General features: G+C 72.9%; 14 protein-coding genes. All 14 read right to left on the minus strand.

From position 1 onward, the window contains the following. Nucleotides 1-46: 46 nt before the first annotated feature. A complete protein-coding gene (locus tag WFK95_RS10055) occupies nt 47-619 on the minus strand; it encodes a TetR/AcrR family transcriptional regulator (RefSeq protein ID WP_224650311.1) in 573 nt (190 codons plus the stop codon). A gap of 39 nt (nt 620-658) precedes the next feature. Next, on the minus strand, nt 659-1876 hold the full coding sequence (locus WFK95_RS10060) for an MFS transporter (RefSeq protein WP_224650312.1): 1218 nt from the start codon (nt 1874-1876) through the stop codon (nt 659-661). Nucleotides 1877-2021: 145 nt separating this feature from the next. Then, on the minus strand, nt 2022-2327 hold the full coding sequence (locus WFK95_RS10065; RefSeq protein ID WP_040768524.1) for a DUF2469 domain-containing protein: 306 nt from the start codon (nt 2325-2327) through the stop codon (nt 2022-2024). 43 nt (nt 2328-2370) lie between these two features. Next, entirely contained in the window at nt 2371-3054 is a 684-nt protein-coding gene (locus WFK95_RS10070) for a ribonuclease HII (protein ID WP_224650315.1), read from the minus strand. Between the two features lie 6 nt (nt 3055-3060). Further along, nucleotides 3061-3909: a signal peptidase I gene (gene lepB / locus WFK95_RS10075; RefSeq protein WP_224650317.1), complete on the minus strand. Its 849-nt coding sequence runs from the start codon at nt 3907-3909 to the stop codon at nt 3061-3063. 112 nt (nt 3910-4021) lie between these two features. After that, the gene (locus tag WFK95_RS10080; protein WP_336670582.1) at nt 4022-4645 is read right to left on the minus strand and encodes a hypothetical protein; all 624 of its coding nucleotides are present in this window, start codon (nt 4643-4645) and stop codon (nt 4022-4024) included. A gap of 141 nt (nt 4646-4786) precedes the next feature. Then, nucleotides 4787-5128: a 50S ribosomal protein L19 gene (gene rplS, locus WFK95_RS10085; protein ID WP_019203499.1), complete on the minus strand. Its 342-nt coding sequence runs from the start codon at nt 5126-5128 to the stop codon at nt 4787-4789. Nucleotides 5129-5189: 61 nt separating this feature from the next. Continuing rightward, complete coding sequence (locus WFK95_RS10090; RefSeq protein ID WP_336670583.1) at nt 5190-6167, minus strand: hypothetical protein; 978 nt, start codon at nt 6165-6167, stop codon at nt 5190-5192. Between the two features lie 85 nt (nt 6168-6252). Continuing rightward, the gene (locus tag WFK95_RS10095) at nt 6253-8694 is read right to left on the minus strand and encodes a Tex family protein (protein ID WP_336670584.1); all 2442 of its coding nucleotides are present in this window, start codon (nt 8692-8694) and stop codon (nt 6253-6255) included. Nucleotides 8695-8703: 9 nt separating this feature from the next. Then, the gene (locus tag WFK95_RS10100) at nt 8704-9123 is read right to left on the minus strand and encodes a hypothetical protein (protein ID WP_336670585.1); all 420 of its coding nucleotides are present in this window, start codon (nt 9121-9123) and stop codon (nt 8704-8706) included. Continuing rightward, nucleotides 9107-9991: a hypothetical protein gene (locus tag WFK95_RS10105; protein ID WP_336670586.1), complete on the minus strand. Its 885-nt coding sequence runs from the start codon at nt 9989-9991 to the stop codon at nt 9107-9109. The genes WFK95_RS10100 and WFK95_RS10105 overlap by 17 nt, the downstream gene beginning before the upstream one ends. Next, nucleotides 9988-10266: a hypothetical protein gene (locus WFK95_RS10110; RefSeq protein WP_336670587.1), complete on the minus strand. Its 279-nt coding sequence runs from the start codon at nt 10264-10266 to the stop codon at nt 9988-9990. The genes WFK95_RS10105 and WFK95_RS10110 overlap by 4 nt, the downstream gene beginning before the upstream one ends. Continuing rightward, nucleotides 10263-10565, minus strand: a complete 303-nt coding sequence (locus WFK95_RS10115; RefSeq protein WP_336670588.1) for a YbaB/EbfC family nucleoid-associated protein — start codon at nt 10563-10565, stop codon at nt 10263-10265. Before WFK95_RS10115 ends, WFK95_RS10110 begins: the two co-directional genes overlap by 4 nt. An 85-nt stretch (nt 10566-10650) precedes the next feature. Next, nucleotides 10651-11703 carry a sensor histidine kinase gene (locus tag WFK95_RS10120; RefSeq protein ID WP_336670589.1) on the minus strand — a complete coding sequence of 351 codons (1053 nt, stop codon included), beginning with the start codon at nt 11701-11703 and terminating at the stop codon, nt 10651-10653. Nucleotides 11704-11732: the final 29 nt, after the last annotated feature.

Genomic DNA, 11732 nt, shown 5'->3' on the forward strand with positions numbered 1-11732 from the left:
AAAGGTTATGTACGCAAAATTGTGGATAACCGGCCCCGACGGGCGATCACTGTCGGACGAACCGCTCCGCGATCGACGCCACCTCACGACGGTCCGGAACGGCGCCCTGTACCAGGATCCGGAAGACGACCGGACCCACCAGCTCGGCCACGGCCACCGTCGGATCGAGGTCCGGAGCCAGCCGCCCGGCGGACCGGTTGCGGTCGATGACGGCCCGGGCGGCGTCGCCGAGCGGGTCGGCGCCGGCCATCAGTTCCGCGACCTTCGGATCGTGCTGCGCCTCGCCGATCAGGGCCCGGTAGGCCAGTCCCGCATCGGATTCCGTGAGGAAGACCACGACCGCGGCGAGGAGGTTCTCGACGTCCTCGCGCACCGTCGGCCGAGGCTCCACCGCGAGTTCGAGGACCGCGTCCGCCGCGCTCGCCTCCAGCAGGATCTCGGCCTTCGTCGACCACCACCGGTAGACGGTCTGCCGGCCGACCCCGGCGCGCTCGGCGATGCCCTTCATCGTCATCGCGGCGTAGCCCTCGTCGACGAGCATGTCGTCCACCGCCCGCAGCACCGCCGTGCGCGCCTCCTCGCTGCGGGGCCGCCCGACCGGGCGCTCGGTCTGCGTCATCGCGTCACCGTAACAGCCGACTCCCCCCTGATCCCCCCGTCACGCACGCGACGCCAGGGCGCGGGCGCGCGCCGCCGACCGCGCCTCGACGGCGCACACGACCGCGGCCAGTGCGGCGACGACGGCGCAGAAGACCAACCCCGCGGTGCGCAGGCCGACCGCCGCGGAGAGCGCGCCGACGCCGATCGCCGGGAAGGCGAGCATCACGTACAACCCCGCGAAGAAGGACGACGAGACCTCAGCGCGGTGCGCGGGCTCGACCTGCTCGACGGTGGTGGCGATGCCGGCGTTCATGCAGAGTCCGCCGAACAGGCCCAGCACGGCGGCCGACAGCAGCAGCGCGGCGACGGACTCCGCCGCGAGGGCGACGGCGAGCAGCGCCGCAGCCACCACCAGGCCGCCGCAGCCGACCACGAGCGCCGTGCGCGGCACCATCCGGCGCGCCACGAGCTGCCCGATCGCCATGCCCGCGAAGGCGAGGAAGACGACGAAGCCGGCGAGGGTGTGTCCAGGCAGGTGCAGGAAGCGCGCGAGGAAGATCGCGGAGACCGCGGTGAGCACACCGGTCACGGCGAACGCCGAACCGGCGGCGAGCACGGCCCGCACGAAGGCGCCGTGGATCTCGCTCGGCACCCGCAGTCGCCGGGGACGCAGCCGCACCGAGCCGGCGAGCGCGGTCCTCGGCGCGAACGCCCACAGCCCGGCGAAGGCGGCTACCGAGAGCACAAGGTGGACGACGAACGGCACGACCAGCGGCGACGCCGAGACGTCGGCGACGGCGCCCGCCAGCAGCGTGCCCACCGCCAGGCCGCCCGTGTTGACGGCGACGGCGAGGGTCCCGGCGGCCGCCCGCTTCTCGGGTGCGAACAGGTCGATGACCGCCGCGGTGCCGGTGCCGCTCATGAGCCCGGCCCCGAGGCCGGAGACGATGCGCGCCACGATGAGCAGCGGCAGCGACGGGGGCAGCAGGAAGAGCAGGGCGCTGACGATCGCCAGCGTCACGGCGACGAGGAGCACCGGGCGGCGCCCGATCTCGTCGGAGAGCCGCCCGAAGACGGTGAGCGCGGCGACGACGCCGAGGGCGTACACCGCGAACAGCACGGTGACGGTGAGCGAGCTGAATCCGAGCTGCGCGGAGTAGATCGAGTAGAGGGGCGTGGGGAGGGTGGTACCCATCATGACCACCAGGAACGCGAAGGCCGTGCACACCACGGCCGGCGCGACGCGGTAGGGAACCGCGGTCCGATCAAGCAACATGAGCTATTCCTTCTATATCGAGACAATGTGACTCGTTATGTTACGATAGCAGGTATTCGAGACACTGTGCACCGTTAATTTTCCGGCGGAGACGCCGCAGGCACCGTCCCCGACGGGAACGGTGCCTGCAGCAGGATCGACCGGCTCACTCCGGGAGTCGCAGCTCCGGCTTGTCGAGCTCCTCGATGTTGACGTCCTTGAACGTCACCACGCGGGCCTGCTTGAGGAAGCGCGCCGGGCGGTACATGTCCCACACCCAGGCGTCGGTCATCCGCACCTCGAAGTAGACCTCGCCGTCCGCGTTGCGCGGGATCAGATCGACCCCGTTGGCGAGGTAGAAGCGGCGCTCCGTCTCCACCACGTAGGTGAACTGGCTCAGCACGTCCTTGTACTCGCGGTACATGGAGAGCTCCATCGCGGTCTCGTACTTCTCGAGATCCTCTGCGCTCACGTCGTCCTCCTCACCTGATGTCATCTGTCGTAACCGCTCCAGATTACCGCGCCGCCGCGGTGTTCCTCGACGACGCGTCCAGCGCGGCCCGCACGTTCTGGTACCGCATGCGGTGCTGGGTGCTCGGCCCCAGCTCCCCCAGCGCCGTCATGTGCACCGCCGTCGAGTAGCCCTTGTGCACCGCGAAGCCGTACCCGGGGAAGTCGTCGTCCAGCTCCGTCATCACGCGATCGCGCGTCACCTTCGCCAGCACGCTGGCCGCGGCGATGCACGAGGCGGAGGCGTCGCCGCCGATCACCGGCAGCGACGGGATGCCGAGGCCGGGCACGGTGAAGCCGTCGATGAGCACGTACCCGGGCCGCACCTGCAGGCCCGCGATCGCGCGCCGCATCCCCATGATGTTCGCGACGTGGACGCCGATCCGGTCGATCTCGGGGGCCGGGATCGACACGACCGACCAGCTCACCGCGAGGTCGAGGATCTTCGGATACAGCTGCTCCCGGGCGATCTCGGTGAGCTTCTTCGAGTCGTCGAGACGCGCCAACGACGGCGGTATGCGCGCCGGCAGGATGCAGGCGGCCACCGTCATCGGGCCCGCGCAGGCGCCGCGCCCGGCCTCGTCGATGCCCGCCACCGGCCCGAGCCCCGCCCGGCCGAGCACGGTCTCGAGCGTGCTCAGGCCCGACGATGCCCGCACCACCGGTCGCGGGGGCCATCGGTCGCGCATGTGCCCCTAGCCCTGCTGCGGGTTGATCGAATCCACCGTCTGCCAGCGGCTGAACGGGAAGATGATCGCGACGACCTTGCCGCGGATGTCGGCCTTGGGGATGGTGCCCTGCAGTGGGTCGTTGTCGATGTGGAAGCGCGAGTCGCGCGACATGGTGCGGTTGTCACCCATGGCGAAGACGTTGCCGTCGGGGATCGTGACCGGCCCGAAGGGCACGCCCCAGCAGGCGTCCTGCTCGGCCTGCTGCTTGGCGGCGTCGGCGAGGTAGGGCTCGACGAGCTTCTTGCCGTTCACCGTCACGCCGGTCTCGGGCCGGCACTGGATGGTCTGCCCGCCGACCGCGATCACCCGCTTGACGAGGTCGTTCTCATTGGGCGGCTGCAGGCCCACGTACGACAGCGCCTCCTGGAGGCCGCGGATCACGGTATTGCTCGAACGCACCGGCGTCACGGGCGCGAGCCCCCACGACTCGGTGGGCGCGCGGAAGACGACCACGTCACCCGGCTTCGGGTCGCCGGTGAAGTAGCTGATCTTCTGCGTGACGATCCGGTCGCCGGTGCAGCCCTCGCACCCGATCAGGGTGGGTTCCATCGACTCGGACGGCACGTACCACTGGCGGCCGACGAAGGTCTGCAGGCAGAAGCTGAGCACCAGCGCGACCAGCACGATGGCGCCGACCTCGAGCGGCCAGTTGGTCTTCTTGTCCTTCTTCGCCTTCGCGCCCTTCCCGTCCGTGGGCGCGTCGGAGCCGGTGGTCCCCCGCTCGTCGCCCGACGGTGCCGGGTCCGGTGCGGCGTGGCGGCCGCCCTTGCGCAACGGCTCGGGGGTCTCCGGGGAGTTCGTCTGCTCGGGCACGGGTACACACTACCGAGCAGGCGGTGCGGATATCCGATCGCGGAGCCGCTGGGCGGGGCGAGTCTGCCGCCGCGGACAGCATCCGTCGAACGCCGGCGAATCCGCGTCGCCGTCACATGTGCGCGTAGACGATGCGTGGACGAGGCCCGATCGCGCGCAGAAGCTCGGCGTCGAGGCCGGGGACGAGCGACAGGGTGGGCCAGTTCCAGAGCGCGACCGCGCAGTCGGTGAAGTAGGTTCCGCCCTCGCCCTGCCAATCGCCGATGAGGCCCGTGGTTCCGCAGTTGTTGCACGTCACCGTCGGCTCGACGCGACTGTCGAACCATTGCTGGCACCACTCGCCCATCGGAATCTCCGTGAAATCGCGAGCGCATCCCGGGCACCGGGGATCGTCCGTGGCCTCCACGGCGGTGACGCAGCCGAAGCCCAGGTCGATCTCAGGGCGCTGCGGGTACATCGATCGCCACCGGGAGATGGCCAGCTCCTCCAGCGCGTCCGCGTCGTAAGCTCCGTCGCGGAAGTCGGGCGAGGCGTCGATGACGCCACGATAGGCGTGCCCGCACAGTTCCATGATCCGCGGGTCCGCTCGTGCCTCGTCGAGGCACCATCTGGCGTCGGCGAGCCTCAGCTCGGCCCCACGGTGCTCAGCGATCTCCGCCACGGCCTCCGCGCGTTGCCGCCGGCCCGGATCGCCCGGCGGCGCCACCGAGATCACGTAGATGCAGCTGTCGCTCACGATTCCCCTCCCCCGAGCGCCGACCCAGCCCTCAAGGCGATCGTAGGCGGAGACACGCGAGCGCCCCACGGTCCGCAGGGACTCGTGGGGCGCTCGGGAGGTGCTACGCGGCGGTCACTCGGATCGCCGGCGGCGCTGGTGTCAGCGCTTCTCCTTGATCTTGGCGGCCTTACCGCGCAGGTCGCGCAGGTAGTACAGCTTCGCGCGACGCACGTCACCACGGGTGAGGACGTCGATCTTGGCGATGTTCGGGGAGTGCACGGGGAAGGTGCGCTCCACACCGACGCCGAAGGACACCTTGCGCACCGTGAAGGTCTCGCGCACGCCGCCGCCCTGGCGGCGGATCACGACGCCCTTGAACACCTGGACGCGCTCCTTGCTGCCCTCGATGACCTTGACGTGCACGTCAAGGGTGTCGCCGGGGCGGAAGTCGGGCACATCGCTGCGCAGGGACTGCTGGTCAATGAAGTCGAGCGTGTTCATCGCTGGATCATCCGTTTCTTACATGTCTTCGTGAGCAGAGGACCCTGGCGGCCCGTCGCGACTACTGCCGCGGGGGTTCGACCGGTTCGTACTCCTGTCCTGCCGGCCGCTCCGCAGCCGGATACGCCCGGGTAGCACGCAGCCCGGGCAACCTGTTGATTGTGCCAGATCGCCGCCGGTTTCTCGAAATCGTGAGGCGCCGGGCCATCGACCGGGGCCGACAGGGCGGCGCCGGCGCGGGCACGACGGTGCGGTCCAGCTCCTTCTCCGCGTCCTCCCTCAGGTGCGGCAGCAGGTCCGGGCGGCCGGCCATCAGGTCCTGCACCGCGATCTTGGCGCGGATCAGCGGACGGCGGAGCCGGCGCTCGCGGCGCAGGGCGCGGAGCATGCGCCGCGAGTCCTGCTCGTACCGCCAGCGGGCCCAGGGCGCGCCGGGACGCGAGAGCCGGATCGCGCCGATCAGCAGCAGCGGGAAGAAGAACAGGCCGATGAGGCCGGTCCAGATCTTGCCCTTGAGCAGCACGATCGCCGCCGTCCCGAGGCTGATCACGCCGAAGCCGATCTGCGCGGCCCGCTCCGGCGAGTCGCGGAACCCCGCGAAGTCCACCAGGTCCAGCGGCCGCAGTCCGAGGAGCAGCAGGCCGCTCATGGCGATAGCCACGAAGACGGCGTCCACGGAAGCGCGGCCCTCCTCCTGCCAGTAGACGTCGCGCAGGTAGAGGATCAGCGCGAACTCGTCGAGGATCAGCGCCGCCCCCAGCCCGAACACGCCCGCGAGCACCGCGGCGGTCGTCTGGGTCGCCTTGTCGAAGTTCGCGATGAGGCCGATCGCCGAGCCCAGGCACAGCACCACGCCGAACACCATGTGGTGCAGGTGCAGGCCGCCGGGCTTGACGTTGCCGAACCACCAGCTCACGTTCGCCCGGATCAGCCGCACGCTGATCCGGATCCCCATGAAGCCCACGATCAGACCGACGCAGAAGGAGAACAGCGGCAGCCGTCCCCCTGCGACGATGTCGTTCGCGAACCAGGTGGACATCCCTCCAACCTAGCGCCGCGCACCGTCGCCCCAGGTCGGAACGCCGCCCCCGATGCAGGCGCCCGCGCACGCGGCGCGCGCGGGACTACTTCCCGAAGCCGGCCTTGCGCAGGGCGTCCGCCATCGACCCCGACGGTGCCGCCTGCGCGCCTCCGCGCGACGGCCGGTTCTGTCCGCCGCCCCGCTGCCCCTGGCCGCGGTTCTGGCCGCCCTGACCACCCTGCCCGCGCTGGCCACCACTCGGCTGCCCGCCGCGCGCGTCGCCGCGGGGACCGCCGCCCCGCTGGCCGCCGCCGCGCTGCGCTCCCCCGCCGCGGGGTCCGCGCTCCTTGGGGGCGGCGTCGTCGTTCAGGCGCAGCGAGAGACCGATCCGCTGGCGCTCGACGTCCACGTCGACCACCTTGACCTTGACGACCTGGCCGGACTTGACCACCTCGTGCGGGTCGGAGACGTACCGGTCGGACATGGCGGAGACGTGCACGAGCCCGTCCTGGTGCACACCCACGTCGATGAAGGCGCCGAAGGCGGCGACGTTGGTGACCACGCCCTCCAGCACCATGCCCGGCTTGAGGTCGGAGACCTTCTCGACGCCGGCCGCGAACGTGGCGGTGGCGAACGCGGGACGCGGGTCGCGACCGGGCTTCTCCAGCTCGGCGAGGATGTCGGTCACCGTCGGGACGCCGAAGCGCTCGTCGTCCAGCTCGGCGGCGATGTCCGCGGGCCGCAGCTTCGCCAGCGCCGGGCCGTTGCCGATGAGCTCGGCGAGGGCCAGCCCGGAGCGATCGAGGATCTTCCGCACCACCGGGTAGGCCTCGGGGTGCACGCCCGAGGCGTCGAGCGGATCGTCGCCACCACGGATCCGGAGGAAGCCGGCGCACTGCTCGAAGGCCTTGGGGCCGAGGCGCGGCACGTCCAGCAGGCCCTTGCGGCTGCGGAAGGCGCCGGCGCCGTCCCGGTGCGCGACGATCGCAGCCGCCAGGTTCTCGGTGACGCCGGAGACGCGCGCGAGGAGCGGCGCCGACGCGGTGTTGAGGTCGACGCCGACGGCGTTCACCGCATCCTCGACGACCGCGTCGAGCGACTTGGCGAGGCTGGCCTGCGAGACGTCGTGCTGGTACTGGCCCACGCCGATCGACTTGGGGTCGATCTTCACCAGCTCGGCGAGCGGGTCCTGCAGGCGACGGGCGATGGAGACCGCCCCGCGCAGGGAGACGTCCATGTCCGGCAGCTCCTGCGAGGCGTACTCCGACGCCGAGTAGATCGACGCGCCCGCCTCGCTCACGACGGCCTTCGCCGGCACCTTCGCACCGGCCTTCTTGATCTCGCCGAGCAGCTCGGTGGTCAGCGCGTCGGTCTCGCGCGATGCGGTGCCGTTGCCGATGGCGACCAGCTCCACGTCGTGCCGGGCGATGAGCGCCGCCAGCAGTGCCTTGGACTTGTCCCACTGGTTCTGCGGCTGGTGCGGGTAGATGATCAGCGTGTCGAGCACCTTGCCGGTGCCGTCGACGACGGCGGTCTTCACGCCGTTGCGGAAGCCGGGGTCGAGGCCCAGGGTGGGCCGGGTACCGGCGGGCGCCGCCAGCAGCAGGTCCTTGAGGTTGGTGGCGAAGACGTGCACGGCGTCGTCCTCGGCGCTCTGGCGCAGCCGGGTCCGCGCGTCGACGGTCGCGGAGACCATCAGCTTCGTGCGCCAGGCCCACCGCGCGACGGTGCCGAGCCACTTGTCGGCCGGGCGCCCCTGGTTCGAGATCCCGAGCGTGGAGGCGACCATCGCCTCGTAGTCGGCGTCCTCACCGCCGTCGAACTGCAGCGAGAGCACCTCCTCCTTCTCACCGCGGAGCACGGCGAGCACCCGGTGCGAGGGCATCTGGTCGAGCGGCTCGGAGAACTCGAAGTAGTCGCGGAACTTCTGCGCCTTCTGCGGGTCGGCGCCCTCGCGCACGCCCGTGCGCAGCGTGGAATCGGCCCAGAACTTCTCGCGCACGGTGCCCACCAGCTCCGCGTCCTCGGCCGCCCGCTCGACGAGGATGTGCCGCGCGCCCTCGAGCGCCGCCGCGGCGTCGGCGACGTTCTCTCCCAGGAACTCCCCGGCCAGCTCCTCCGGAACCAGCGTGGGATCGGCCAGCAGGTGCTCGGCGAGCGGCTGTAGGCCGTTCTCCCGCGCGATCTGCGCCTTGGTGCGGCGCTTGACCTTGTACGGCAGGTAGATGTCCTCGACGCGGGCCTTGGTCTCGGCCGCGAGCAGCGCGGCGCGCAGCTCCGGCGTCAGCTTGCCCTGCTCCTCGATGGAAGCGAGCACCGCGGCGCGGCGGTCGTCGAGCTCCCGCAGGTAGCCGAGCCGTTCCTCCAGCGTACGCAGCTGCGCATCGTCGAGGCTGCCGGTGACCTCCTTGCGGTACCGGGCGATGAACGGGACCGTCGACCCCTCGTCCAGCAACTGGACCGCGGCGGCCACCTGGTTCTCCCCCACCGAGAGCTCCTCGGCGATGCGGGCGGATACGGACTTCACGGGCGCGCTCGAATTCACGCGGCCACCCTACCGGCGGGCACCGACGAGTTCGGCGATCACCGGCTCGGTGGCGCCGCACACCATCACCGCCTCGTAGGCGACGTCGGCCAAACCGGCGCCGCCGTCGCGCACGAGGAAGTGCAGCGCCGCCATCACCCGCGCGGACTGGAAGCCCAGGATGTAGCCGGTGTGGTCGCCGTCGAGGCGGCGCGCGTGGGCCGCGCGGTCCAGCCGGTCGGCCGCGGCCGCCAGACGGTCCGCCTCGCTCCCCCGCGAACCCGGCGCACGCCGCTCGTCGAGCAGCACCTCGCCCGCGGCGTCGAGAGCGGGGTCGGCGGCGCGGTCCAGGGCCCCGGCGACCAGCGCGACGCCCGCGGCGTGCCGCTGGTCGGCGGGCACCGCGGCGACGGCCTCGGCCAGGTCGGGCAGGCTAGTCGAGCGATGCATCGGCGTCCTCCCAGCCCACGGACCACGCGTCGGACGACCACATCGGCGCGAAGCCGGCGGCGCGCAGGTACTCGCACACGTCGGGCGGCGGTTCGACCGCGCCGACCACCGGCCCCGGCGCGAAACCGTGTGCTGCGCAGAAGGTCGCGATGGACAGCTCCGGCCAGACCTCGTTGCCGGCGGCGAGCTCTCCGTCGCGCAGGATCACGCCGGGACGGAGATAGCCGTCGAGCTCGGTGGTGCCGATCAGCCGCCACGGCCGGCCGGCCTCGTCGGTCACCTCGGCGACCGCCATCCGCACCCAGCCCCGCGCCGGCCCGGTCACGGCCCCGCACACCTCGCGCAGCCGCAGGTCCAGGTCGGCGGGAGCGGTGAGGGGCACCGCGTACGGCGCCGCACGGTGGGCACCGTCCGCGCCGAAGGACCTGCCGAGCATGCCCATCCCGGTCAAGGGCGCGAAGGAGCCGACCGCGGCGCCGTGCCCCGCGGCGAGTTCGGCGGACCGTCGGCGGGCCTCCTCCGCGGCGTCCTCGGTCTCGGCGCGGCCCCGCTCGTCCGCGAGGTCGGCGGACTGCTCGGCCCCGGGATCGCCGGGCGGGTTCTGCCCGCGGGCCTCCAGGCGGGCCAGAGCGGTGCGCGCGGCCACGTCGGTCATGCGGGCGCGGGTGTCGTCCACGAGGCGCGCGTAGTCGGCGTGGAACTGCGCCCGCGCCCCGTCCAGCTCGGCGGCCGTGACGAGCGCCCCCGACGGCGGGGCCATCCCGAGGCCGGCGGCGATCCGCCGGGCCGCGTCGTGCGTGGCGAGGAAGTGCTCGCCCGTCGCGGCGTAGGGGCCGGGCTCCTGGGGCCAGAAGGCGGGATCCGTCACCGGACGGCCTCGATCGCCTCGGCCGCGGCGCGGTCGGCCCCGGCCGCCCGGCGGGCCCGATGCCGGATCAGCGCCGCGAACGCGCGCAGCTCGGCGACGGCGGCGGCGTGCAGCTCCCGCGCCGCGGCGTCGGACGCGCCGGGGACGTCGCCGAGGGCGCGCGCGTACCGGTCGTCGGCCAGCGGCAGGGGCTCCGGCGCCGGCAGGGAGTCCGCCAGCGCGTCGACGGTGCGCGCCTCCCGCTCCCAGGCGTCCGGCTCGAGCTCGAAGATCATCGCGGCACCCGGGTCAGCTCGGCGCGCCGCTCGTAGTGCTCGCGCAGCGTGCCGGCCGCGCGGGCCGCGAGCTCGGCGATCAACGGGCCCAAGCGTTCCGGCGGGTGCGCGCGCGGCGTCCCGGGCGCCAGTTCCACCTCGACGACGTGCCCTCGCACGTCGACGGTGACGGCGACCGTCCGGTCCTGCGACCGCGCCGTCACCCGGGCGGTGCGGAACTCCTCGTCGAGCCGCGCGAGCTCCGCCTCGCGGCGCTCCACGTCCGCGAGCAGCGCGGCGGCACCGCTGATCTCAGCCATGATTCCCCCGAATCCGCGGACGCCCCCACGCCCGCTGCGACCATCATGCCGTGCGGCCGCGCGCCGGGTGCGGATTCCGCGGCAATCAGCGCGCGCCGGGCGCCGGGGACTCCCAGTCCGGCAGGACGTCGCCCCGCACCGCGGGGAACTCCACCCGCAGGCGCGATCCGCCGCGCGGCGAGTCCTCGATGCGGACGGAACCACCGTGCGCCCGGACGATCTCGTCGACGATGACCAGCGCGAGTCCGGTGCCGTCCGCGCGGAGCCGGTCGGGATCCTCGAAGGGCGCGAAGGCCCGCGCGCGCTCGGCGGCGGGGATGGGCGGCCCGTCGTCGTCGACGCGGAGGACGACGGCGTCGTCGAACGTCGCGATCCGCAGCACGACGGCCGTCTCGGCGTGCCGCGCGGCCTCGTCGAGGAGGTACTGCATCAGCACGGTCAGGTGGGCGCGGGCGCCGAGGACGAGGGTCGCGAGGTCGCCCTCGACGGAGAAGGTCGCCCGTGCCGGGGCGCGCACGTCGGTCATCACCTCGAACCACGGGAGGATCTCGCGACGCGGCCGGTCGCCCGCGCGGAGGCGGGCGAGCAGCAGCACGTCGGCGGCGGCGGTCTGCAGCCGATCGGAGGCGGCGAGGCCCCGCTGGACCGCGTGCGCGGGGTCGGGGCCACCGGGCCGGGTCGCGGCGAGCAGGTCCGTGTGGACCGCGGCCAGCGGGCCGCGGAGTGCGTCCGCGGCGTCGCCGACGAAGTCGAGGCGCCGCTCGGCCCCGCGCTGGCGGCGGTCGAGGGCGTCGTTGAGCGTGCGCGCCAGGCGGGCGAGCTCGTCGTCGCCGGCCGGCTCGTCCACGCGCAGCCGGGGATCACCGTCTGCGAGTTCGCGGAACCGCTTCTCCAGCACGCCGACCCGCCGCAGGACCCGGTCCGCGACGAACCATGCGACGAGGGCGGCGACGAGGCCCGCCAGGACCGCGGTCGTCAGGACCGTGGCGGCGGTGGAACCGGGGTGGGCGTCGGAGACCCGCAGGGTCGCCCAGGCGACGACCGCGGCGCCGAGGGCCACGACGGTCCCGACGAGGAGCGGCAGGCGCGTGCGCGTCGATCCGGGCGCGGTCGCACCCGGCGCCGGTGTCCCTGCCACGCGTCCTCCTCCCGGGGTGCCGATCGCCG

The organism is Tsukamurella sp. USMM236, from assembly GCF_037148755.1.
Taxonomy (GTDB): domain Bacteria; phylum Actinomycetota; class Actinomycetes; order Mycobacteriales; family Mycobacteriaceae; genus Tsukamurella.

What these genes read in the sequence shown, in the direction of transcription:
- WFK95_RS10060 (WP_224650312.1), bottom strand. Translation starts at nt 1,876, where the DNA reads ATGTTGCTTGATCGGACCGCGGTTCCCTACCGCGTCGCGCCGGCCGTG.
- WFK95_RS10100 (WP_336670585.1), bottom strand. Translation starts at nt 9,123, where the DNA reads ATGCATCGCTCGACTAGCCTGCCCGACCTGGCCGAGGCCGTCGCCGCG.
- WFK95_RS10055 (WP_224650311.1), bottom strand. Translation starts at nt 619, where the DNA reads ATGACGCAGACCGAGCGCCCGGTCGGGCGGCCCCGCAGCGAGGAGGCG.
- WFK95_RS10090 (WP_336670583.1), bottom strand. Translation starts at nt 6,167, where the DNA reads ATGTCCACCTGGTTCGCGAACGACATCGTCGCAGGGGGACGGCTGCCG.
- WFK95_RS10070 (WP_224650315.1), bottom strand. Translation starts at nt 3,054, where the DNA reads ATGCGCGACCGATGGCCCCCGCGACCGGTGGTGCGGGCATCGTCGGGC.
- WFK95_RS10115 (WP_336670588.1), bottom strand. Translation starts at nt 10,565, where the DNA reads ATGGCTGAGATCAGCGGTGCCGCCGCGCTGCTCGCGGACGTGGAGCGC.
- rplS (WP_019203499.1), bottom strand. Translation starts at nt 5,128, where the DNA reads ATGAACACGCTCGACTTCATTGACCAGCAGTCCCTGCGCAGCGATGTG.
- WFK95_RS10110 (WP_336670587.1), bottom strand. Translation starts at nt 10,266, where the DNA reads ATGATCTTCGAGCTCGAGCCGGACGCCTGGGAGCGGGAGGCGCGCACC.